The sequence below is a fragment of the Allofrancisella inopinata genome (assembly GCF_012222965.1).
Lineage (GTDB): Bacteria > Pseudomonadota > Gammaproteobacteria > Francisellales > Francisellaceae > Francisella > Francisella inopinata.
Genome location: NZ_CP038241.1, coordinates 937,252 through 960,383, shown reverse-complemented (window position 1 = coordinate 960,383; position 23,132 = coordinate 937,252). Strand labels below are relative to the sequence as shown.

Genomic DNA, 23,132 nt, shown 5'->3' with positions numbered 1-23,132 from the left:
ATGAAAAAGTTAGATGTTGTCTTTGCAGGAACGCCAGAGATTTCAGCTTACGTTTTAAAAGATTTATATGCAAGTGGTCAAAATATCAAGGCAGTATTAACGCAACCAGATAGAGCAAAAGGTAGAGGTAAGAAAGTCCAATATTCTGCTGTTAAAGAAGTTGCTTTAGCTAATAACACTTTGATACTTCAACCACAATCTTTTAAAAAAGATCCAGAAGTTTTAGAGCAATTAAAAGAACTAAAACCAGATGTTATCGTCGTTATAGCTTACGGTATAATCGTACCAAAAGAGTTTTTGGAAATTCCCAAGCATGGTTGTTTGAATATTCATGTATCTTTGCTACCTAAATGGCGAGGAGCTGCCCCAATTCAAAGAGCAATCCAAGCTGGTGATAAAAAAACAGGTATCTGTATAATGCAAATGGATGAAGGGCTTGATACTGGTGATATCCTTAATACTTTAGAAATAGATATAAAAGACACAGATACATCAGCAAGTTTACATGATAGTTTTGCTAAGCTAGCAATTAAACCTCTACTAGAAACTTTAGAAAATATTGATAATGTACAAGCTAAGCCTCAAATCGGTACACCCACTTATGCTCATAAGATAACAAAACAAGAAGGTTTAATAAATTTTAGTAATACAGCAGAACAAATTAGCTGTCATATTAGAGCCTTTACTCCTTGGCCATCAGCTTTTTTTATTCTTGAAAATCAAACTATAAAAGTAGGGCAATTTGAAATTTTAGAACAAAATTCACAACAAGCGTCTGGAACTATAGTAGACGTTTCAAAAATAGGCATAGATATTGCTACTTTAGATAAAGTTATTAGATTTAAACAGTTACAATTTCCAAATAAAAAAATGCTTCAAATAGCAGATATTTTAAATGGCAATGATTTAACTAAATATATTGGGTATAGAATAGGATAAACATAATGAAAATAGGCTTTATAATAGATAACCTAAACTCTTTTAACATCTCTAAAGATAGTACTTTTATGATGTTGTTAGCAGCTCAAGATAAAGATTGGGATATCTATACATTTTACTTAAATGATTTGTATATAGACAATGGCAAACCAAAAGGAGATGCCCTTGAGGTAAAAATTCATAAGGATAAAAGTCTTTGGTATGAAATTATTTCACAGCATAGGAACTTTTCATTATTGGACCTAGATTGCATCTTTATGCGTAAAGATCCACCATTTGATATGGAATATATTTATGTAACTTATATGTTAGATTTAGCTAAAAAAGCTGATGTTTTAATAGTAAACAATCCTCAGGCTCTAAGAGATTTTAATGAAAAAGTAGCAATTTCAAATTACCCTAAATATTCTCCCAATACGCTTATTACTAGAAGTTATGAGCAAATAAATAAATTCTATGATGAGCATAAAGATATTATAGTTAAGCCTTTAGATGGTATGGGGGGAAGTTCTATATTTAGGATAAAAGAGGGTGATAAAAATAAAAATGTAATTTTAGAGACACTAACACATCACCAGACTAAGTACATAATGGTGCAAGATTACCAACAAGCTATATCTAAGGGTGATAAAAGAATACTTATAGTTAATGGTGAGCCTATCAAATATTTGCTTGCACGTATACCTAGTGACAAAGACAATCGTGGTAATCTAGCAGCTGGAGCAACAGCAGAAGTTAGACCACTGGAAGATAATGATTATACAATAGCAAAAAAAGTTGCTAAGAAACTTAAAAAACATGGAGTAATGTTTGCAGGTATTGATGTAATAGGTGATAAATTAACGGAGATAAATATCACTAGTCCTACAGGTATACAAGAAATTTATAAAGCTACTAAAATTAATGCTGCAAGCTTACTGATGCAAGCAGTAGAACATAAAATACATAAAATCAGGCAGGAGCAATTAGATGGATAATAACACCAGCTCAGTTAATCTTTTTGAAGAAGCTAAGCAATATATACCTGGTGGAGTAAACTCACCAGTTAGGGCTTTTAAAAGTGTTAAACAAGATTTTCCAAGGTTTATAAAATCTGCTAAAGGAGCTTATATCTATGACGTTGACTGGAATAAATATATAGATTATATAGGCTCTTGGGGACCAATGATTTTAGGCCATGGTGATGATGATGTTTTAGAAGCTATCAAATGCCAACTAGATAACGGTTTAAGCTATGGGGCTCCTTGTAAGCTAGAAGTTGAATTAGCTAAAAAAATTATCCAATTAATGCCAAATATTGAACAAGTTAGGTTTGTAAACTCTGGTACAGAAGCTACTATGAGTGCTATTAGGTTAGCTAGAGCATATACAGGTAAAAATAAGATTATTAAATTTGAAGGTTGTTATCATGGGCATGCTGATGAATTTCTAGTAGCAGCTGGTTCAGGTGCTTTATCATTAGGACAACCGAATTCTCCTGGCGTACCAGAGGATGTTGTTAAAGACACTTTAATAGCTGATTTTAATGATGTTGAATCAGTAAAATCTTTATTTGAAAAATATAAAAACGAAATAGCATGTATCATAGTAGAACCTGTAGCAGGTAATATGAATATGATTTTGCCACAAAATGATTTTTTACATAGCCTAAGAATATTATGTGATGAAAATCAAAGTTTACTAATTTTTGATGAAGTAATGACTGGATTTAGAGTAGCACTAGGTGGAGCACAACAAGTATTTAACGTTAAGCCGGATCTGACAACTTTAGGTAAAGTAATAGGTGGAGGTATGCCAGTAGGTGCTTTTGGTGGAGCTAAGGATATTATGCAAATGGTATCTCCAGCTGGTCCAGTTTATCAAGCAGGTACACTTTCTGGAAACCCTATAGCGATGATAGCAGGCTTAACGACTCTTGAGAAAGTTAGCAAAGAAGGATTTTACGAGGAATTAAGTGTCAAAACTGCTAAACTTGTAGATGGTTTAAATACTGCAGCAGAGAATTATGATTTTGCTTTTCATGCTAAAAGCGTAGGTGGTATGTTTGGTTTATTTTTCTGCCACGAAAAAGTACAAATTCAAACATTTAAAGATTTAGGTAAAACAAATCTAAATATGTTTAATAAGTTTTTCGCATATATGTTGGAAAAAGGCGTTTATTTAGCGCCATCTGCTTACGAAGCTGGTTTTGTATCTATAGCTCATAGTGATCAAGATATAGAAAAAACAATAGCTTTAGCGAAAACTTTTTTTCAAGAAAATTAGGCTATTTATCTAAAAACTTGTCATAGTCATTTTTATCTAGTTTGAATAAACTTTATCGCTTTGTCTAAAGCGATTTTAGCGTTATTTAATGGGCTAATGCCAACGGTGCTTATAAAACCGTGAAACATTTCTTCATCATAGTGAGTTTCAACTAAAACTTCTTGAGCTTTAAGTTTTGCTTCATAAGCATATATACTATCTACAAGTATATCGTGAGTTGCGGCTATTATTAAAGTATCAGGCTGTTTAGTATTTTCATAGAATATAGGTGAAAGTTGCGGGTCTTTTAATTTATGGAAATTTTTACTAATATCATCAATATAAGCTATTAGAAACATCTCACACCACTGACTAGTTAGGTGGTATTTGTGAGCATTAAACTTTTTGATACTTTTATATTTAGTATACATATCTACAGCTGGATAAGCTAAAATTTGAGCTTTAGGCATATTTTCTTGACGCTCATGACAAATGATAGTAGAAAGATTACCGCCAGCACTATCTCCCATTACAAAAATATTTTTAGGATCTATAGCAAATTGCGTAGCATTTTCATATAACCAATCATATGCGTACAGGGAGTGTTCAACAGCTTTAGGATATTTTTCTTCTGGAGCTAATCCATACTCTAAAGAAAATACATGAAAATCACCATTATCACACAAATACCTACAAACATTATCATATGTATCAATGGAGCCTAAACACCAGCCACCACCATGGATAAATAATACGGCTTTATCACTGTCCATTTTAGGTTGATAATGCCTTAAAATAGTTTGATTACCTAATTTAATATCTTTTTCAACTATATTTGGCTTAGGAATTTGGTTGATAAGTTGAATTACATTTTCATTAAAAATTTTACGCTGAATGCGTAAGTCTTGTTTTTTTAACTCTCTAATTTCTGGAGTATCTAGTATTTTCTCCAACATAGGATGATATGGCATTTAAGATTTTCCTTTTAAACTTTATGTACTCTGATAATTTCAATGTTTTGTTGTTCTAGTTTTTGGGATAATTCCTTTGTTGCTAGATCCAATTCGTTAATGCTAGTATTTTTATTTAAACCTAAAACAGAAGGCTTACGTGAATGTCCAACCAAAGTTTTGAGGTTTAATTTATCTCTTATAACGTTTATATTCTCAAGCAGGTATCTAGCAGTTTCAGGATTTTTACTAAAGCCAAAACCAATATCAAAGTAAATGTTATCTTTACTTAAGCCTTCACTTACTAAAATATTCTTTTTTCCTTGTATATAGTTATAAATCTCTTCTATAGAGTCTTTTTTTTCTAGATACCGGTTTCTATATATAATACCTAGATTGTGAGTTATAACATATTTTTTGTCATATTTAGCAAGTAGCTTAGATTTCTGTTGAATATCATTACACTCAACATCATTTATCATCCAGATAATATCATGGTGTTTTGCTAAAATTTCTTGCATAACTTCTACTTTACGTGTGTCTACACTAATTAAAGGACGGTATTTTAAAGTGTGTAACTGAGATTCTAGGTAGTCTAAAAAACTATCTAATTTGGTTATTTCTTCATTTACAGATATAGGTTTAGCATCAGGTCTTGTTGATTCAGCACCGATATCTATAATTTCCGCACCATCTTCTATAAGTTGTTCTAAGTTATTTCTACGTTCATTATCAGTTAGAAATCCATCAGAAAAAGATTGCTCTGACAAGTTAACTATACCCATACGCATAGTGTTAGATAACCTTTGATTTAATATATCAATATTTTTTAGCTCCTTTAATCGAATATTTAGGTCAATATCTATATGTCTAGGATGATGCCAATTTTTATTGAGTTCTAATAATGGAGCTAAAGCAAAGTTTCTATTTAAAAGTTCTTTGTGGGGTATTATGAGCTGTTCAGTGTCTAAGATTAAATCTTCTGCTGCAAGGATATCTAAGTCGATAACTCTAGGTGACCATACTGGAGCGTTTAAATCTCGTCCAATATTTTTTTCAATATCTTTAAGGGTCTCTAATAGCTCTAGTGGCTTTAGTGAACTTTCTATTTTTATAGCAGTATTTAAATATACGATATCCCAGTCTTTAGGAGCATTTTCTTTTAATAAAGCTTTGCTACTGTAAAGGCTTGCTTTTGTTAGTAATTTTACATTCTCAGTGGAAGCTATAGCCTGTATAGCTTTATTAATATTTTCTAATGTAAAACCAACATTAGCACCTATACCAATGATATATTGCATTTTTAATTCCTAGATTTTATACTCAAAATTTATTGTTTTATTTAAAAAGAGCTAAACGGTTGTTATTTATAAATTGAAAGATAACAGTAACTAACAAGGGTTTAGCGAATTGATTATCCTATAAAAAGGTCGTTCTGGTCAAGTATTTTACTTTGAGAATACAATCTAGCGTTTCTATTATTTATTATTGGCATCATGAATTCAATATTTTTTAACGATTTAAGGATATTTATATTTACTATATCACTAGAAAGGTAATGTATATTTTTGTTTTAAATTATGTTTAAATAAATATAGGGTTTTAGATAAAGCAGGTAATTTTATTTAAGATTTTAGAATGAGTAATAAAGTTTATGATTATATGTTACTTAGAATTGGCCCAAGTAATTTAGGGCTAGCGGCCTTACTCTATAAGACTAGTATAGATTTTTTAGTCATAGATAAAAAAGAAAGATTTTATATTAAGTGAATATATTGAACTGGTTGAAGGTTGCTATTCAATCACTAAAAATAAAGATTATATATTTAATCCCAAAGCTTTCTATCCTAGAGAGTTTTTTGGTATTTATCTTATACATAGATTTAAAGAAGCTATTGATATGGCAAAAGACAATGGGGTGAGTGTTAAAGTCTATAGTTATTGTAATGTTGTAGATATGGATTTAAATATTTACAATAAAGTCAACATTTCTTATATAGTTAAAAAGAATAATTCTAAGCAATTACTAGATGATATTGATAAAGTATTATTAGTTACAGGGCATTGGAATAAAAATATATTAGAAGGAATAGATAATATTATTAATACGCCCTATCCGCCTGAAGTAGTTACTAATAGAATAATAAATTTACAGAGAGAAAATAAAAGCAAAGATATCACTATATATATTGAGGGTATGGGTCCTTCTGGAGTGGATTCGATTTTAAATATCTGTCAACATGGTAAATTTGTTTATAATAAAGGTATTCCTATAGATTATCTCCCTAATTGGAGTAAATATAACGTTAACAAAATTAATATTATTGCTATTTCAAGATCTGGAATCTTTCCAGGGGTTAGAACTGAAAAAGTTTCATATGAACCATATTATCTTTCAGAAAAAAAATTATTTAATTCATTTGTTGATGGTTATCTACCTCTAGAATCTATAATTAATCTTATTGATTTAGAGCTAAAGTATCAGTCTCAAGGTCAGTTAACAGTAGATGACTTTGTCAATGCTTCAGATGTTACAGCAAAAGATAAGTTGATGTTTGATCTAAAGGAATATGAAAATAGCAAATTACTATATACAATCATTCTTCATATTCGAAGATTTAAATTTTATAGGTATTTGAGTCCTAAGGATAAGAAAAAATATGATCAATGTTGGAATAGGCATTTTATTAGAGTTGCTGTTCCAATTCCTAGAATTAATGCTATAAAACTATCAATATTGTTTGATAAGGGGATATTGAAAGCACTAAAATCAGATAAGATGCACGATACAGGTTTTTATTTAAATCAAATGCCAAGCATGGTTATGATTTTTTATATAGTAAATATATTAATATAAATAATATAAATAATATAAATAATATAAATAATATAAATAATATAAATAAGCCATTAAAAGATTCTATAAGCATAAATGGGAGAATAATAGACGTTGAAGGGAAAACTGATATCTCTCTATGGATTACCTTTAGTGATTTATGCGAAACAAATAGAAGTTATTTAGACTATATTGAGATAGTTAATAAATTTAAGGTAGTACTGTTGCAGGATATACCAAAGTTTGATTTAAGAGGTACAAATAATAACAGAGAGAAAGATAGTCTAAGAAGATTTATTAGTTTTGTAGATGAAGCTTATGAAAAATCTATTATTTTGTATGCTAACTTTCAAACTTGTTTAGAAGATCTTGTTTATACCGATAATAGTAAAATAAAAAATGTTTTTATGAGAACTCAGAGTAGGTTATATGGAATGATGAAAAACGCAGAGGTTTAACTAATATGATAAGTAATATAACATTTAGTATGATAATTATAGTTTTTTTTACTGTATTCTTGGCATATATTGTATTTGGAATGATAAGTTTTGGAACATCTTTAATTGCTAGTCCAATATTAATATATTTTTTACCATTAAGCGTGATCATTCCTATATTAGCACTGTTAGATCTTACTGCATCATATAGACTAATAAAAGGAAATATACAAAAAGCAGATAGAAAAATTCTTGCTAGATTATTGCCCATGATTCTTATAGGTTCTATTTTGGGAGGAATAGCTTTATTAACTATAGATGTTTCTATTTTGATGTTACTATTGGCTATATTTATAGTTTTATATTCTTTATATTCACTTTTTAAAATAAACGTAAAATATAAATCTAGTAACAAAAGTATAGCATATACGTTCGGTTTAGTAGGAGGAGCATTAGGAACTTTATTTGGTTCAGGAGGTTTTATATATGCTATTTTTCTATCTAATAATTTGAGTGATAAAACGCAGATAAGAACAAACCAATCTTGTTTAATAGCATTTAGCACTCTTACTAGAGTTACGCTTTTTTTATTATCGGGGGCATATTTTAATTTATTTATATTAATCATCGCATTATTACTAGTGCCAGTTATGTTAATAGGAGTGCTTATAGGTAATAAATTACATTTATTAATACCTATTAAATTATTTAAAATATTAATTAATATTTTGGTTTTGATTTCAGGAATTACATTATTAATTCATTGTTTATATCTACTTTATTGATATATCTTATACCAATTCCAACACATATTATTACTTTCTAACTTTGTATTTCATACCTAATTTAATCCTTTAATATTTGCCAATAGCCACTGCTATTGCCTGCACATCAAAAACTTAAATTAGTCATAAACTCCTTTGTTATAAATGCAAAAATTTATGTTGGAATTGGTATTATTTATGATCTACCACCCTAATTTGGGAGATTTTTGAGAGTATATAAAATGGTAGTCTAAAAAAAGTTTCAAAAACTATAATTTTTTGAATATTTTCGAAAATGATTATAGGGTAATATATGTTGGATGTAGAGTTATTATTGTGCACAGAACCTAATTACAAAAGCTGCTGACTCTATTTGGGAAACAGGAGGTGATTTTATAAGTTTGAGATACTTAATACTAATAGTAGGGTGCTTATCACAGATAAATTGATAAATCTGTTTTGCTAAATACTCAATAAGATTACAACTAATATTATCACAAAATTTTTGGATATCATTTCTTAAGGTGTAGTAGCAAATTGTTTGTTCTAAATTATCAGTGTCACTTGCAGTAAAATTTTTACCAAAAACTAGTTCTAAATCTATTTTAACCATTTGTTTCTGGGCTTTTTCTTCTTCGGAACATCCAAGACTAACATATATTTCTAAGCCTTTTAAAAATAAAGATTGTTGCATATTTATAAATATAAACGAATGTAAGTTTAGATAACTTAATATATCATATTTAGAAATTAGATAATATATTGAAATACTAAGTAGAAAATGTCATTAGTTGAAAACTTTTTGCAAAGGGTAAGTAGTTACTCATCACAACATAAAGTTTATTTTGAAGACCAAGAATATAGCTATAATCAGATTGTTGCTAAAAGTTATGATTTAGCTAGGCTACTTGAATCTTATAAATATAAAAAGGCTTTCTTCAATCTTAAAAATTCACCTCTAACAATTTGTTTATATCTAGCTAGCTGGATTGCAGAAATTGAGTTAGTTGTACCAATCAACCCTAGGCTTATAGATAAAGAACTTGAAGGAATTTTAGAATCTAATTCTTTATTTTTGACGGATAAGAAGAGTTTTGAGCTGACAGAGTTTTATCAAAAGAATAATATCGAAGTTCTTATAATAGATGATGAAATCATGTTTTTGGAGAATATTCCTAAAACTACAGATTTTGAAATATTTAATAAAGCTGTTATAGCTCATGTAAGCTCTGGTACTACAGGGTCTTATAAAAAACATTTACATACTATAGATCAAATTATAAAGTATGCTAACAATAGAGCTAATGATTTAGGTTTAATAAAAGTTAATGATCATTTACTCATAGCTTTATCTATGAATCATGCGTTTGCTTTTTCGTATCAATTATTACCAGCTTTAGCAATGGGGTTAGATATTACAATCATTAGAGAATTTAATCCTCAAAAGGTGGCAAAAGTAGTATCAGAATGTAAAGCAACAGCTTTAGCCTTGCTACCAACTATGTATTATTTTTTAATAAAAGAGAATATTACTAAGCATAAGTTGAGGTCTTTAAGTGTTGCAGGAGATTTAGCTTCCGAAAAGTTACACAAAGCTGTAAAACAAAAGTTAGGGTTACCATTATTAAATGGTATAGGTATGACAGAGATTTTTGGTTATGGGCAAAATTTTTGTGAAAATATTAGGATAAACGTAGTTAAAATTTTTGAGGATACAGCAGTTAAAATAGAAAAATTTGAAGGTTATACGTATGGCAAGATCTTTATTAAGAGTTTTATGCTACCAATTAATAATAAAGAAGAATGGCTTAAAACTGGAGACATAGGTAGCTTTGATGAACAAACTAAAGAACTTACATTCTATGGTAGATATAAAGATATCATCATAAAAGGTGGTTCAAACATTTCTCCAGTAGAGCTAGAAAATATTATTTTAAAGTTAGCTAGTATAAAATCGTGTGTAGTTGTTGGCAAAAAAGATAAAATTTGGGGAGAGCTTGTTTGTGCTATTATCGTTAGCGAAAGTAAAATCTCTTTAGAAGAGTTAAACAAACATTTGTTAAAATATTTAGCTGAATATAAAAAAGTGGATATGTTATTAAATTTTGACCAAATACCTTTGACAAATACTGGTAAAGTGGATAGAAAAAAAATAAGGCAGATTATAGAAAATGACTGAAATTTTACCAGCATATGCCTTGTTTGAGGATTCTTTAACAAGGCAATTAAGCTATTGTTTTACCCACCCAGTAAAAGAGCTTGTCGCAACTAATGAGCCATCTCTATTAGAAGCTTTTAAAGAAATGTTAAAGTTACAAAAACAAGGTTTGTATTTAGCAGGTTTTGTTAGCTACGAAGCAAGCTATTATTTAAATAAAAATTTAGCACATCTAAGGTCAGATAACGACGGAATACTCCTTTATTTTGTAGCGTTTAAAAAATTTGATAATAATAACCTTACAAAAGAAAGTAACAAAAGTATCGACTTACTCATAGATAATCTTAGCTTTGATGACTATCAAAAAGGTTTCTTAAAAGTCCAAGACGCTTTACAAAATGGTGAAAGTTATCAAATTAATTATACAAAAAGCATTAGGGGAACTACTTCATTAACTGGTTTAGAGCTATATACTTTATTAAAGAAGCAACAGCCAGTTAGGTATGGTGCGTATTTACCATTTTGGGGTATTGAAATAATATCAATATCTCCGGAGCTATTTTTTAAAAAACAAGCTACAAAACTAATTGTAAGACCTATGAAAGGCACAGCAAAGCTTACTGGCGATGTTAACGAAGATGAAAAAACTTATAATCAACTACTTAGATGTCCTAAAAATAGAGCTGAAAATCTTATAATTGTAGATTTATTAAGAAATGATTTGTCAGGTATTGCCAAAACTCATACAGTAAAAGTTGATGAGGCATTTAATATAGAAAAATATAATAAGCTTTTACAAATGACTTCTGAAATTTCAGCAGAGGTAGATCAGGAGATATCTTTAAAAGAGGTTCTAGATAGTCTTTTTCCATGTGGATCGATAACGGGAGCGCCAAAGAAACGTACCCTAGAACTTATAAAAAATATTGAAAAAGATAATAGAGGCGTTTACACAGGAGCTGTTGGCTATATATTACCAAATAATGATATGTGCTTTAACGTTGCTATTAGAACTATTCAAAAAAAGGGTCAAAACTTACAACTAGGAGTAGGTGGAGGAGTTACAATATATTCTGAATGTGCTTCAGAATGGCAAGAAATGGCTACCAAAATAAACTTTATAAAACAAATCTATAAGCCTGATTTCTCATTAGTAGAGAGCATATATTTTTGTAATGGGTTTAGAAATCTAGAACTACACCTGCAACGTTTACAAAATACTGCTGAGAGATTATTTTTTGATTTTTGTATTGATAATATAGCTAAAAGTTTAAACGAATACTCTAAAAAATTAGAGGCAGATAAGGAATATAAAGTCCGTTTAGAATATTTTTATGATCAAAGTTTCAGTATTGAGGATACTGAAATTAGCAATTCTAAAATCATACCGGTAAAACTTAAGGTTTGTCCTGAAAAGATAGACTCTAAAAATAAATTATTTAACTATAAAACTACCCACTCATCTACTAGAGGTTTTTATTCAGCTATGCATGAAAAGTATGTTGGCAACTGCTCAAATACGGAAATTGTATTCTTAAATGAGTTTAACAACATTACAGAAACAAGGTTTCACAATATAATCGTAGAAATTAATGGTAAAAAATATACCCCCGAACTTAGTGATGGTGTATTAGCAGGTATAGCTAGAAAAACATTAGTAGGTAAAAAAGAAATTGAAGTTAAGAGTATTAGCTTAGAAGAGTTTAAACTCGTTGATAAAATATACCTTATCAATAGTGTCAGAGGCTTAATACCAGCATTTTTAGAGATTTGATTATGGTACTTTTTATTGATCATTATGATTCTTTTACTAATACTATAGTTGACTATATTACTTACCTTGGGCATAAAGTTTTAGTGATTAAAACAGATGATGACATACCAAGATTAGGTAGCTTTAGTCATATTGTAATAGGCCCAGGTCCAGGGCATCCAAATGAGTTAAAAAAACAATACCAAGTTATTAAATACTGTGAGCAAAATAATACTTCTTTATTAGGTATATGTTTAGGTCATCAGTTAATAGCTCAATATTATGGTTCTAAAATTGTCAATGCTAAGCAAGTTTATCATGGTAAAAATTCACTAATTTGGCAACAAAACCAATCACCACTTTATTTTAATCACCCAGAAAGTTTTGAGGTTACACGTTATCACTCTCTAATAGTGGATGATATTAAAGAACCTCTTATTACTACTGCTGTAACTGAAAATAATGAAATTATGGCTTTTCAACATAAGAATTTAAAAATCTTTGGCGTTCAATACCACCCAGAAGCTTATTTGACAGGGTATGGATTAAGTACATTAGGTAATTTTTTAAAGTTATAAGTCTACTTATTTTTCTAATAAGGTTCTTTTTTCTCCTCAAAAGCAGAAACAGAAGGAGAGCTATCTCTTAGAGGAGATGTGTATATGTCCTCTTCAATAATATCAGCCTTCTGGAATGGATTAGAGTCATTACTTTTGTAACTGTAACTGTTATTTCTATACCTGAGAGGAGTATATATAGATTTAGGTAATATTTTATCCACATAACACTTGAAAATTAAATATACTTGATTTTTTAAACTAGCTGAAAGTCTAAAGTAATCGTCATAGCTTTCTGCTTGTTCAGTGCATGATAGGATTTCTTTATAGACCTTTATAACTAATTCTTTAGGGTAGTTTTCTAAGAAATGAGAAAAATAACCTTGATGGATCAAGGTTATATCTCCGCCCATAGAGTGATAGAAAAATAAAGGCGACTTAATTTCATTCTCATTAAAAATACTATTTATTATGGTTCCTCTATTGTCTATTGTTTTAAGTATAGCTATTAAACTTCTAAGAAATGGAAGGAGAATATAATTTTTCAAATCCTTAAAGGTACTTCGTTCATCAGTAGATGAGTAGAAACCATAAGCTCCATTTATGAATTGATCATCAAAGCATCTCTCTAGAGCTAGATTACTATCGTTAATCCCACATACTTGTGGTATTTTACCTATAGCGTTACCAAATGTTAACTCTTGTATATAGCGTTTGTATTCTATGTAGCCATCCTCATCAGGATTTTTCTTAAAAGCTGCATTAAATTTGTTTCTTTTATGTTCTCTTTTAATAGGAGATGGAATTTCATTAGCTCTACTTAAGGTACTAGTAAGGAGTTCTAATAGCAAATAGAACTTTCCGTTTTTTTTCTTATATTTCTGACCTGGCGGTAATACAAATTGTTGGAACTGAGAAGGTTCGTTATATATCGCGAATGTTTCTCTATTTACATATTTATCAGGTGATTTAGGGCTATAAGCATTTTTACAAGATTCTAAAGCGTATTTTACTTCTGATACAGTTTTAGAGCTATTTATTGTATTTAGTAACTTTTTTGCCTCTGTTGTGTGGTGGCGTTGTTTAAATATCTTATTACCATTTATATAGCTATTTAGTTCCCGGTCAGCAATCTGTTTAAATTCTTCTAATGTCATTGTTTAAGCAAAAAGTAATCAATTTAAATATATTTTACATTATTTTTTTATTTATTAAAATTTTAAGTTTTAATAAAATAATATTTATTTGATGGTCCCAAACTGTTATATTGATCAAATATCTAAAACGCTAGATAGAATGAAGATTTTAAAAAGGTACGGGATATTTTCTTCTAACCTTCTCAATATCTACTAATACTTCTGCTGATAAATTTAAATTTATAGCGTCAATGTTATTTTTAAGTTGCTCCATAGAAGTAGCCCCTATAATACTACAACTCATGTATGGCTTTCTTATGGTAAAAGCTATAGCCATTTGACAAATATCAAGATTATGTTTTTTTGCTATATCTATATATGCAGCTACTGCTTCATCATTTGTTATCAGTCTAAATTTATAACGGTCTTCTTGACCATCTAGAATCTCTGGTGACATTCTAGTACCTTTAGGCCTAGCACCATTAAGGTATTTGCCTGTTATAATTCCTTGTTCAAGAGGGGACCATGCAAGGTAAGAAATATCCTCAAGAGCACAGCTTTCCATAACATCAGTTTCATCTCTTCTTCTATTTAGATTGTACTCATGTTGGATACTTTGAAGGCGTGGTAAATTATGTTTTTCAGCTAATTTAATAAACTGGTTAATACCCCAAGAAGAATCATTAGATAAACCAAGATACCTTATTTTACCTGCTTTTATTAGTTCGTCACATGTTTGTAAAATTTCTAAAATATTATCAATAATTTGGTTTTTATTTTCACTACCAATTGAAGGCTCAAATTCCCACCAATTACCAAAATGGTAATGAGCTCTATTAGTTGGCCAGTGGAATTGGTAAAGATCAATATAGTCTGTAGATAAACGTTTTAAGCTATTATCGACAGCTGTAATTATGTTTTGTTTGTCAGTTTTTGGATTTTTTTCATTTCTTGCCCACTGCATGGGTGAAAATTTAGTTGCTAGAATTACTTCTTGACGTTTTTTTGTAGCTTTAAACCAATTTCCTATAATAGTTTCTGTATCACCATACCTGTCAGCTGTAGGCGGGATAGGGTACATCTCTGCTGTATCCCAGAAATTAACTCCTTGAGAAAGTGCATAGTCCATTTGCTCAAAACCTTCAGCTTGGGTATTTTGTCTACCCCATGTCATTGTTCCAAGGCAAATTCTACTGATATCTATGTTTGTTGATCCTAGTTTCGTATATTTCATTTCTAAATTATGCAAGTTTTTTGAAAATTATAGCAAGTCTACGGTCTTATGACTATATGTATTAATATTCCCTATTTCAGGTAGAAATTTATAAAGACTGGTGTATCATTATTAAAAAGTAAAATAAATTAACAGAAGGTAATTAATGAAGAAAGCAATACTAAAAAAGGTCATGGCAACTAATGTAACCCACACTAGAACTAAAATGTCTATTATATTTTTAGTCTTAGTGGGGTGTACTCAGACTGTATTAGCAACTGACAATATACAGAAAATTACTAATAATGATCCTCTATCTAAATGTAAAATGAAAGGAAACGTTGTGATTAAATCTGACTCGGCAACTGTATATACAGATGAAAATAATGAGACTGTTGTTCTTTTACCTAAGTCTGATAAAAAACATCCAGTCTTATTAGAATCAGATTCTCAAGAATGCACTACAGCTAGTTCTTAAAATAAACACGACTCACACTAAAAGAATTTTCCTTTTTAATAAGTATCCTTAATTTCTCATCATATAACCTTTTATAATACCCATATATTCATGAATAATCCTTTGTGTGATATAAAAATTATAAGCATTAGGTAGTATTTTAAGTTGAGTGGTAGGATTAGATGAGGCTAGACTAATAGTTTTAATATCAAATTGATTAAAATATATCTTGGCACGTTTTAAATGTGTTGAACCAGTAATTAGGCAGTAGTTATTTTGGCTATTACCAATTATTTCTTTCACAAACTTAGCATTTTGATAAGTATTTTTTGCTTGTTTTTCCAATAATAGCTCTGGTTTTGGTACTCCTAGATTATATAAATCGTCTGCATAAACTTCAGCTTCTGAAAGTTTATTATCATTAGTAATTCCACCTGTTATTATTATCGTTTGAGGGTATTTGGTATAAACCTCAGCAGTCTTTAAAATCCTATCATAAGCAGCAAGACTTGGCTCTAAGTTGCCATTTAAGGGTTTCAATACTCCAGCACCTAGTAAAATTATACCTTTAGTATTTGAGCACATATTTATATCTGTAAGTTTGGTTTCTAGTGAACTAGCTAAAAGTTTTCCTAGTAAACCACTACCTGTTAGATAATAAACTATAACTATAAATATAAAAAAAATTCTCACGTATTTTCTTGTAAAAATACAGCTAATTATTAGCACGAAAAAGAAAATACAACCTAGATCAAGTAAATCACTTATTTTTAAAGTAACCGCCAGTAATTTGTGTAAAGGTTTCAGAATCTTTATTGTTTTTCCCTCGAAATGAAACACAAGTATGTTGGGCTGTTATTTTTACAGATACATCTTCTGTTTTGAGTATAAATTTAAGCGTTTCAAATATTTGAGCAGTCATCCTTTCTTGAATTTGTGGGCGTCTTGCAAAAAAATCACAGATACTATTTATGCGACATAAGCCAATTATATTATTATCTTTTGGGATAAATGAAACTTCTGCTGTTCCTTCAAAGGGTATAAAGTGATGTTCACAAAAAGACATTATATTAATGTTTTTTTGGGTAAGTACGCCATCATATCTAAACTTATTTTCATATAAAGCGCAAGCAGGAAAATTGTCATAGTCTAAACCATAAAAAATTTCTTGAGTAAACATTCGAGCAACTCTATGTGGAGTTTTTTCAAATTCAGTAGTAGTTAGTCCTAAAACTGTTAGAATTTCTTGATAAGCATTTGAAATAGTTTTTATTTGTTTAGATTTTTCTATTTCTAAGCTTCTATAGGCTTCTAGTCCCTTTGAAACTAGGTACTCTTGTATTTGTAAACCTAGCTCTTTATCGTATATTGTTTTCATTAAATTCGAGCAAAATAAAAGTTCTTAAAACAATTATATTATGTAATAGCTTGTAAATAAATCTAACTAATACTTTTATAAATGATAATATAGTATGACTAAATATTAAAAGGATACAAATGTCTACTAATTTTACTAAATTAGGGCTTTCAACACAGATATGTAAAGCTCTAGAAACTAAAGGTTATACAAATCCAACACCAATTCAAGAGAAATCTATTCCTCTTATATTAAAAGATAATGACTTAATGGCAAGTGCACAGACTGGTACAGGCAAAACTGCAGCATTTACATTACCAGTTATTGAAAAACTAATAAACCAGCCTAAAGCTAGATCAAATACAACTAAAGTTCTTGTCCTAACGCCAACAAGGGAGCTAGCAGCTCAAATAGAAGACCAAGTTAGCATATATGCTGCAAATACGCATATCCGTTCTACAGTAGTATTTGGTGGAGTAAGCATAAACCCTCAAATGATGAAATTAAGAAAAGGAGTAGAAATCCTAATAGCGACACCTGGTAGGTTACTAGACTTATATAGTCAAAATTCTATTAAATTTACTGACTTAAACACCTTAGTTTTGGATGAAGCTGATAGAATGCTTGATATGGGCTTTATTCATGACTTAAAAAGAATCCATAAGCTATTGCCTAAGAAGATACAAACACTAATGTTTTCAGCTACTTTTTCCCCGGAGATAAAAGATTTAGCCCAAAATTTTTTAAATAACCCTAAATCTGTTTCTGCTGATGTTGCTAATACAACTGTAGAAAAAATAACTCAAAGTATTATAACTGTAGATAAATCACAAAAAGTTAATGCTTTGATATCCCTAATCAAAAGAGATAATTGGAATCAAGTATTAGTATTTTCACGTACAAAGCATGGAGCTAATAAGATAGCTGAGAAGCTTAATGATGCAGATATAAAAGCTAGTGCTATTCATGGCAATAAAAGTCAAACTGCCAGAACAAAAGCCTTAGCGGATTTTAAATCTAATCTGATAACTGTTTTAGTGGCTACAGATATAGCTGCTAGAGGAATAGATATTCAGCAGTTGCCGTACGTTATAAATCTAGATTTACCGAGCGTTGCCGAAGACTACGTGCATCGTATAGGTAGAACAGCAAGGGCAGGCCAAACTGGAATAGCTGTATCATTAGTAAGTGCTGATGAAGTTGAGATGCTATCAAATATCGAACATCTAATAGGACATTTGTTACCTCGTGAAGAACTTGAAGGCTTTGAAGCTCAACATAATGTACCTGTTACAAGTATGAGTAGAAAAACAAAAGCTAAAAAAATAGATGAAGTAAAAATTATTGCAGCAAAAAGAGCAAACAAAAGTAAAAAATCATCAGGACATAATAAAGATTTTTCTAAATTAATTAGACAGAAAATCCATGCTAATAAAAGTGTAAAGGCTAGGGCAAAGTAGAGATTAAAGGAGCCTCTTCATTAAACTGTGTAAATAGTTTTATAGATACGCCTGCAACCTATCCTCGAAATGGATAATAAAGTAAGGCATAGCCTCCTTCCAAGTTCTAGCTGGCATAGTCCACTTTTTCTCCAAATTTCTGATAGCAAGGTACAATATTTTGTATACAGAATCATCACTTGGAAAAACTTTCTTATTTTTAATGACTTTCCTAAACTGACTATTAAGCGACTCAATCGCATTAGTAGTATAAATAACTGTACGTATTTGTTTAGGATATTTCAAGAAATTAATCAAATTATCCCAGTGCTTATCCCATGATTTTGATATCTGAGGATAAATACAATCGTATTTTCCTTTAAATACTTCTAACGCATCCATAGCGGTATCTTCATTAACAGCAGTATAAATAGTCTTAAGATCAGCAGCCACTTGTTTCTTGTTTTTATATGATACATATTTTAAAGAATTTCTAATCTGATGAACAATGCAAAGCTGATGCTCAGCCTGAGGATATACAGCTAATATAGACTCATTCATACCTTTTAGATTGTCTGTGCATACAATAAGAATATCTTGTAAGCCTCTGTTTTTAAGTTCAGTAAAAACACTAAGCCAATATTTAGCTCCTTCATTTTTACTCATCCATAAGCCCAATACTTCTTTCTTACCGTCCATATTAAGACCTAGAGCTACATATACAGCTTTATTGATTATCTGCTTATCTTGCCTTACTTTTGTAACAATACAGTCAAAATAGACAATAGGATAGATATTTTCTAAAGCTCTATTTTGCCAAGCATAAACCTCCTCAAGGACACTATTAGTGACTTCTGATATAAAGCCACTACTAACCTCTGTTTCATATAAATCATATAGTTGAGATTGTATATCTGAAACACTTAAGCCTCTAGCATACATTGATATAATCTTATCATCTAAACCTTTTATCTTTGTTACTCGCTTAGGAATTATTTGAGGTTCAAAGGCACTATTTCTATCTCTAGGTACTGATATATCTAACTTACCTGTATCGGTGGTTAGTGTTTTTAAACTACTTCCATTTCGAGAGTTAACTTGATTGCTTCTTTGATTTCTTGGATAGCCTAGGTGATGATTCATTTCTCCTTCTAAGGCTTTTTCTAATAAGCTTTTTGTTAATTGCTTAAGTACTCCATCTTTTTCAAATAATTGACTTAAATCTGCACCAGAATCTATAAGTTGATCCGCTATTGAATCGTATATGGTTTTTTCTTTCTTACTCATGTATAAATTCCTCTTAATTCGCTAAATTATAATTTAGCAGGTTAATTCGAATTTACACAGTTATTTGAAGACCCTCGATTAAAGAAGAGGCTTTATAAGTCTCATATTCTTTGGAGTCTAGTGTTTTCAGCGTACCTAATAGATCTTCTCGCACTCTTTTTTCTGATAAATTGGTCAAGTCAGTATCCAAATCCAAAGTTTCTTGAAACTTTTGTAGGGATTCATTTACAAGTTTATTATCATTAACACCGGCCATTTGTTTATAAAAATTTTGTAAACCTTCTAATATTTTAGTCATACCTGAATTATCATTGACATTTATTTTTCTAGAAAATAAAGAGTTACCTGCAAATTTTGAATATTCATCTTTTTGCTTAGCAAAATTTATTATTTCGACAATTATACGGTTTGCTATCTTATTTAATGTATCTTTATCGTTAGCATCTCTTATATCGTTTTTACTTATAGCTGCGATTCTATCGTGAAAACACATTATTCTATTAAAACCTGTCTTTCCATGGTGATGTTTTATTCCATGGTATGATTTTTGTTGATAGTTATCAAAATACCCGCTTAATGAAAAATCAAGTAAAAAATCTTTCAAAGTTTGAACTTCAAATTTTGATTGCATTAGTTCCATTTGTGGTAGATGGTCTTGGTTATATTTTTTATATTTTTTACATTTTTCTTCACCTTCACCGACTTTTTTATAGACTTCTTTATATTTGAAATTTTTAAAACTTTTTAAAACCTTGTTTAAACTCCTTTTGTACTCGTCATTAAAGCCACTCATATATTTTTCCTTAAAGTCTCGATATCCGATTTCTTCCACTTTACCCGTATAGCTGTAGTTATGGAAGACAATTTTATTATCGGATTGCTTATTACCATGTTTAAAATGTAATTCATCTGCTGTTTTTTTGAAAGCATATTTTCTATCTACTGTTGATATATCGTTTAATTTAAACTTATTTTTTGAACTCTTAGTTAGTTCAATAGCCTTACATGCATTATTATATGCAACGACAGAAGTCCGATTGAAATCATTTCTGTGTAATTCTTCCATCAATGATTGAGCAAAAAATTTAGGTGGAACTTCTTGCTCAATTTTACTTACCATAAGGAAAATTTGAAGGTTTTTTTTAGATAGATTAGGAATATGTTTCGATAGAATACTTACTATATCTGAAGCTTGAATAGAAACATTCTCTAAGTTGTCATGACCTGGAAGTTTTATAAGTTGTTGAATACTACGTTTACTTACGCTATATGCAGAGATATAGATCCTAGAATATGGTTGAATATTTTTTAATTCTTTTGCCATTAATTTTTCTGCAATCTCATAATTGCGGCAGTCCGAACTGATAGCTAGTTTTTTATTAAAGTAATCCTCGTCATAAGGAAAATTTATCCTAACAAATGGAATTTCATGATTCAGTAGAGCTTTACGTTTGTGATCGCTATGCATTTTAATCGTATACTCACGCTCTAGGTTTTTATCTTTTTGATAAAAATAGGATTTCTTAGTTTCACTACCTGTTCCATTCATATCTCCATGGAATGATATGTATATAGCATGTCTAAATTTCATAATATCACCTAATGTTTAATTTTTTAATTTTAAACATTGTACATTAAATAAATAATATTTTAAATATATTATAAAAATAATTAACAGTAATATTATAAACTATGTAATTATTTTAATATTATAATTAGTTTATAATACTTGTTAAATTTTTAACTTCTAGGTAATATCAGAAGACTATTTTATTTCATGTAATTATTTAATCATAAATTAATTAATATAATACTTGAGTTAATTAAAATTAAAATATAAAATAATTTTTAGTAATCATTTTACTTAAGCTTAGAAAACGCATTTAAAGTAAATTTAACTAATTTTAAAAATTTTTGTTTAATCGTACTAATGTTAGGAGAACCTATGGAATATAAAAAAACAAAATTACTTGGTGTACTCTTTATGAGTCTATTTTTTTCAAAATTATATGCTGGAAGTAAAGGTTCCGAATTATGCATTATTAATCAATATTCACAACCTATAACTATCAAACGAGTAGATTTTAACCCCAGTGACTGGGAAAATAAAAATACTCAAATTAGAGATAATTTTCAAGGCAAGATTGTTTTAGAGGGAGAAAGAGTTTGTTCTCACTTAGAACTAAATAAGTCGTTTTGGTCTAATGATGTCTCGGGGCCATATACAATGTATATCGAAACAGGAAATGATGATTTATTAAAATTTTCGACAAACCAAAATTTGGCTTTCAACTCAGGACCGTTTACAAAAAACATTTCATTAAACCAAGCTAGTGCTCCTGGTGATTCTGTTTTCTTAGTAGGATCTGAAGAAAGGCTTTCTATATATATAAGAGCAGCTAAGCCTGATAATACTAATTGGATGGAGCAGTTAATTAACCAAAACCCTAATCTACTTTTAAACCAATTAGTTATGCCTGCAACTCATGATTCTGGAGTATATCAAAGCTCTATTAGATTTAGTGATAATCCAAGTATTAGTGAGGTTGTTGTTAGCTCTATAGCACGTAAACATCCTGAATGGTACTTCACAAATGATTTAAATATAACAGAGCAGCTTCGTGCAGGGATTCGCTTTTTTGATGTTAGAGTGGGTATGTTTAATGGTAAAGAGATGGCACTTTTTCACCAAAATTATGACTGGGGTCATGGTTATGGTGTTTCCTTTAACCAATTTTTAGAAGAGATGGAAAGTTTTATAACAACTGAGGGAAAAAATGAAGTTATATTTTTATATTTAACTCACGTTGAAACGAATGAAAGTAGTTCTTCTACAATAAAGGCTATCGATAAGAAAGAAATGATATCAACTTTAAAAAGTAAACTAGATCCATATTTCTATAAACAAGAAGATGGAGATTCTCTACGTAAAGTTACTTTATCTGAATTAAAAGGTAAAATTGTGCCTTTACTAAATAAAAGGGAGCTTGGTACGTATATAGATTCGAAAGAAGGTTTATGGGGGTATGTTGGTTATCCAAATATTAGTCCAGAAAATTACACCATATATGATAAATACTCAGAAACTGCATCACCTAAAACTTTAGTTACAGACCAGAATAATAAGCTAGAAAATTTCGGGGGACTAGATAATTATTATTGGTTCTTATACAGCTTTACATTAACTGGAGAAACAGGGATTCTTGATATAAGATCATTAGCTGCTAGAGCAAGTTATATATTACCTGAGCAAATTCATAAAATGAGTCAATCACAGATGAAAAAAGCTAATATTGTATCTTATGACTTTGTTAATGCTTGGCAAAATAAGCAAATAATAGATTTGAATTTTGACTAATATAACCTGAGTTAGATATTAAAAGTTTAAGAGTTTAAATAATACAAAATTTTTTAATAGTATCTTTAAAAGTATGTAAAACTGCCTAGCACTATGCTATTGCGTAGCTGTAAGCCAAGGGCAGCTACAAAACTCACAAAGCTCAAACAGTTGTAGCTGCTTATTCCTTGTCTTTACAGCCGCTAACCGCAATGTGCCAATTGGCAAATATTAAAGGATTAAATTAGGTATCAAATACAAAGTTAGA

At 29.7% G+C, this 23,132-nt stretch carries 21 protein-coding genes; 12 read left to right on the top strand and 9 right to left on the bottom strand.

What is annotated here, in order from left to right; translation table 11 throughout:
* From fmt to hemL, 3 genes are read left to right on the top strand one after another with little or no spacing between them, the layout of a single operon-like run.
* Positions 1-939 carry a methionyl-tRNA formyltransferase gene (gene fmt, locus E4K63_RS04335; RefSeq protein ID WP_133942218.1) on the top strand — a complete coding sequence of 313 codons (939 nt, stop codon included), beginning with the start codon at positions 1-3 and terminating at the stop codon, positions 937-939.
* A 5-nt stretch (positions 940-944) separates the two neighbouring features.
* Positions 945-1,916: a glutathione synthase gene (gshB, locus tag E4K63_RS04330; RefSeq protein ID WP_133942217.1), complete on the top strand. Its 972-nt coding sequence runs from the start codon at positions 945-947 to the stop codon at positions 1,914-1,916.
* Complete coding sequence (gene hemL, locus E4K63_RS04325; protein ID WP_133942216.1) at positions 1,909-3,204, top strand: glutamate-1-semialdehyde 2,1-aminomutase; 1,296 nt, start codon at positions 1,909-1,911, stop codon at positions 3,202-3,204. Before gshB ends, hemL begins: the two co-directional genes overlap by 8 nt.
* 32 nt (positions 3,205-3,236) lie before the next feature.
* Here the strand turns inward: hemL and bioJ are convergent, their stop codons facing one another.
* Both bioJ and folP read right to left on the bottom strand, forming a co-directional pair.
* On the bottom strand, positions 3,237-4,154 hold the full coding sequence (gene bioJ, locus E4K63_RS04320; RefSeq protein ID WP_133942215.1) for a pimeloyl-ACP methyl ester esterase BioJ: 918 nt from the start codon (positions 4,152-4,154) through the stop codon (positions 3,237-3,239).
* A 14-nt stretch (positions 4,155-4,168) separates the two neighbouring features.
* A complete protein-coding gene (gene folP / locus E4K63_RS04315) occupies positions 4,169-5,434 on the bottom strand; it encodes a dihydropteroate synthase (protein WP_133942214.1) in 1,266 nt (421 codons plus the stop codon).
* Positions 5,435-6,033: 599 nt separating this feature from the next.
* Between folP and E4K63_RS04310 the strand changes: the two genes are divergently transcribed.
* The 3 genes from E4K63_RS04310 to E4K63_RS04300 are packed head-to-tail and all read left to right on the top strand — an operon-like array spanning position 6,034 to position 8,191.
* Entirely contained in the window at positions 6,034-6,990 is a 957-nt protein-coding gene (locus tag E4K63_RS04310; RefSeq protein ID WP_341770267.1) for a hypothetical protein, read from the top strand.
* Positions 6,981-7,427, top strand: a complete 447-nt coding sequence (gene zapE, locus E4K63_RS04305) for an AFG1/ZapE family ATPase (RefSeq protein ID WP_133942212.1) — start codon at positions 6,981-6,983, stop codon at positions 7,425-7,427. The genes E4K63_RS04310 and zapE overlap by 10 nt, the downstream gene beginning before the upstream one ends.
* A 5-nt stretch (positions 7,428-7,432) precedes the next feature.
* The gene (locus tag E4K63_RS04300; protein WP_133942211.1) at positions 7,433-8,191 is read left to right on the top strand and encodes a sulfite exporter TauE/SafE family protein; all 759 of its coding nucleotides are present in this window, start codon (positions 7,433-7,435) and stop codon (positions 8,189-8,191) included.
* Positions 8,192-8,501: 310 nt separating this feature from the next.
* Here the strand turns inward: E4K63_RS04300 and E4K63_RS04295 are convergent, their stop codons facing one another.
* A complete protein-coding gene (locus E4K63_RS04295) occupies positions 8,502-8,864 on the bottom strand; it encodes a dihydroneopterin aldolase (RefSeq protein WP_133942210.1) in 363 nt (120 codons plus the stop codon).
* An 87-nt stretch (positions 8,865-8,951) separates the two neighbouring features.
* Between E4K63_RS04295 and E4K63_RS04290 the strand changes: the two genes are divergently transcribed.
* The 3 genes from E4K63_RS04290 to E4K63_RS04280 are packed head-to-tail and all read left to right on the top strand — an operon-like array spanning position 8,952 to position 12,659.
* The gene (locus E4K63_RS04290) at positions 8,952-10,349 is read left to right on the top strand and encodes a class I adenylate-forming enzyme family protein (protein ID WP_133942209.1); all 1,398 of its coding nucleotides are present in this window, start codon (positions 8,952-8,954) and stop codon (positions 10,347-10,349) included.
* Positions 10,342-12,102 carry a chorismate-binding protein gene (locus tag E4K63_RS04285; protein ID WP_133942208.1) on the top strand — a complete coding sequence of 587 codons (1,761 nt, stop codon included), beginning with the start codon at positions 10,342-10,344 and terminating at the stop codon, positions 12,100-12,102. Before E4K63_RS04290 ends, E4K63_RS04285 begins: the two co-directional genes overlap by 8 nt.
* Before the next feature lie 2 nt (positions 12,103-12,104).
* Positions 12,105-12,659, top strand: a complete 555-nt coding sequence (locus E4K63_RS04280; RefSeq protein ID WP_133942207.1) for an anthranilate synthase component II — start codon at positions 12,105-12,107, stop codon at positions 12,657-12,659.
* A 14-nt stretch (positions 12,660-12,673) separates the two neighbouring features.
* On the opposite strand, the gene E4K63_RS04275 is transcribed toward E4K63_RS04280, so the two are convergent.
* Positions 12,674-13,795, bottom strand: coding sequence for a hypothetical protein (locus E4K63_RS04275; protein ID WP_133942206.1), 1,122 nt, complete (start codon positions 13,793-13,795; stop codon positions 12,674-12,676).
* Between the two features lie 148 nt (positions 13,796-13,943).
* A complete protein-coding gene (locus E4K63_RS04270) occupies positions 13,944-15,008 on the bottom strand; it encodes an aldo/keto reductase (RefSeq protein WP_133942205.1) in 1,065 nt (354 codons plus the stop codon).
* A 145-nt stretch (positions 15,009-15,153) separates the two neighbouring features.
* Here E4K63_RS04270 and E4K63_RS04265 point away from each other — a divergent pair, with 145 nt between their 5' ends.
* Positions 15,154-15,465, top strand: coding sequence for a hypothetical protein (locus E4K63_RS04265; protein ID WP_133942204.1), 312 nt, complete (start codon positions 15,154-15,156; stop codon positions 15,463-15,465).
* Positions 15,466-15,513: 48 nt separating this feature from the next.
* On the opposite strand, the gene E4K63_RS04260 is transcribed toward E4K63_RS04265, so the two are convergent.
* Together E4K63_RS04260 and folE are read right to left on the bottom strand one after the other, a co-directional pair.
* On the bottom strand, positions 15,514-16,137 hold the full coding sequence (locus E4K63_RS04260; protein ID WP_341770266.1) for a YdcF family protein: 624 nt from the start codon (positions 16,135-16,137) through the stop codon (positions 15,514-15,516).
* A gap of 67 nt (positions 16,138-16,204) precedes the next feature.
* The gene (gene folE, locus E4K63_RS04255) at positions 16,205-16,822 is read right to left on the bottom strand and encodes a GTP cyclohydrolase I FolE (protein ID WP_133942203.1); all 618 of its coding nucleotides are present in this window, start codon (positions 16,820-16,822) and stop codon (positions 16,205-16,207) included.
* Positions 16,823-16,941: 119 nt separating this feature from the next.
* Here folE and E4K63_RS04250 point away from each other — a divergent pair, with 119 nt between their 5' ends.
* Positions 16,942-18,261 (top strand): DEAD/DEAH box helicase, encoded by a 1,320-nt coding sequence (locus E4K63_RS04250; RefSeq protein WP_133942202.1) that lies wholly within the window; start codon positions 16,942-16,944, stop codon positions 18,259-18,261.
* A gap of 39 nt (positions 18,262-18,300) precedes the next feature.
* Here E4K63_RS04250 and E4K63_RS04245 read toward each other — a convergent pair whose 3' ends face one another.
* Together E4K63_RS04245 and E4K63_RS04240 are read right to left on the bottom strand one after the other, a co-directional pair.
* Complete coding sequence (locus E4K63_RS04245; protein WP_133942201.1) at positions 18,301-19,527, bottom strand: IS256 family transposase; 1,227 nt, start codon at positions 19,525-19,527, stop codon at positions 18,301-18,303.
* A gap of 52 nt (positions 19,528-19,579) precedes the next feature.
* Positions 19,580-21,118, bottom strand: coding sequence for a hypothetical protein (locus E4K63_RS04240; protein WP_133942200.1), 1,539 nt, complete (start codon positions 21,116-21,118; stop codon positions 19,580-19,582).
* A gap of 354 nt (positions 21,119-21,472) precedes the next feature.
* On the opposite strand from E4K63_RS04240, the gene E4K63_RS04235 reads away from it, so the two are divergent.
* Positions 21,473-22,885: a PI-PLC domain-containing protein gene (locus E4K63_RS04235; RefSeq protein ID WP_133942199.1), complete on the top strand. Its 1,413-nt coding sequence runs from the start codon at positions 21,473-21,475 to the stop codon at positions 22,883-22,885.
* Positions 22,886-23,132: the final 247 nt, after the last annotated feature.

What these genes read in the sequence shown, in the direction of transcription:
- fmt (WP_133942218.1), top strand. Translation starts at nt 1, where the DNA reads ATGAAAAAGTTAGATGTTGTCTTTGCAGGAACGCCAGAGATTTCAGCT.
- gshB (WP_133942217.1), top strand. Translation starts at nt 945, where the DNA reads ATGAAAATAGGCTTTATAATAGATAACCTAAACTCTTTTAACATCTCT.
- hemL (WP_133942216.1), top strand. Translation starts at nt 1,909, where the DNA reads ATGGATAATAACACCAGCTCAGTTAATCTTTTTGAAGAAGCTAAGCAA.
- bioJ (WP_133942215.1), bottom strand. Translation starts at nt 4,154, where the DNA reads ATGCCATATCATCCTATGTTGGAGAAAATACTAGATACTCCAGAAATT.
- folP (WP_133942214.1), bottom strand. Translation starts at nt 5,434, where the DNA reads ATGCAATATATCATTGGTATAGGTGCTAATGTTGGTTTTACATTAGAA.
- E4K63_RS04310 (WP_341770267.1), top strand. Translation starts at nt 6,034, where the DNA reads ATGGCAAAAGACAATGGGGTGAGTGTTAAAGTCTATAGTTATTGTAAT.
- E4K63_RS04300 (WP_133942211.1), top strand. Translation starts at nt 7,433, where the DNA reads ATGATAAGTAATATAACATTTAGTATGATAATTATAGTTTTTTTTACT.
- E4K63_RS04295 (WP_133942210.1), bottom strand. Translation starts at nt 8,864, where the DNA reads ATGCAACAATCTTTATTTTTAAAAGGCTTAGAAATATATGTTAGTCTT.
- E4K63_RS04290 (WP_133942209.1), top strand. Translation starts at nt 8,952, where the DNA reads ATGTCATTAGTTGAAAACTTTTTGCAAAGGGTAAGTAGTTACTCATCA.
- E4K63_RS04285 (WP_133942208.1), top strand. Translation starts at nt 10,342, where the DNA reads ATGACTGAAATTTTACCAGCATATGCCTTGTTTGAGGATTCTTTAACA.
- E4K63_RS04280 (WP_133942207.1), top strand. Translation starts at nt 12,105, where the DNA reads ATGGTACTTTTTATTGATCATTATGATTCTTTTACTAATACTATAGTT.
- E4K63_RS04275 (WP_133942206.1), bottom strand. Translation starts at nt 13,795, where the DNA reads ATGACATTAGAAGAATTTAAACAGATTGCTGACCGGGAACTAAATAGC.
- E4K63_RS04270 (WP_133942205.1), bottom strand. Translation starts at nt 15,008, where the DNA reads ATGAAATATACGAAACTAGGATCAACAAACATAGATATCAGTAGAATT.
- E4K63_RS04265 (WP_133942204.1), top strand. Translation starts at nt 15,154, where the DNA reads ATGAAGAAAGCAATACTAAAAAAGGTCATGGCAACTAATGTAACCCAC.
- folE (WP_133942203.1), bottom strand. Translation starts at nt 16,822, where the DNA reads ATGAAAACAATATACGATAAAGAGCTAGGTTTACAAATACAAGAGTAC.
- E4K63_RS04250 (WP_133942202.1), top strand. Translation starts at nt 16,942, where the DNA reads ATGTCTACTAATTTTACTAAATTAGGGCTTTCAACACAGATATGTAAA.
- E4K63_RS04245 (WP_133942201.1), bottom strand. Translation starts at nt 19,527, where the DNA reads ATGAGTAAGAAAGAAAAAACCATATACGATTCAATAGCGGATCAACTT.
- E4K63_RS04240 (WP_133942200.1), bottom strand. Translation starts at nt 21,118, where the DNA reads ATGAAATTTAGACATGCTATATACATATCATTCCATGGAGATATGAAT.
- E4K63_RS04235 (WP_133942199.1), top strand. Translation starts at nt 21,473, where the DNA reads ATGGAATATAAAAAAACAAAATTACTTGGTGTACTCTTTATGAGTCTA.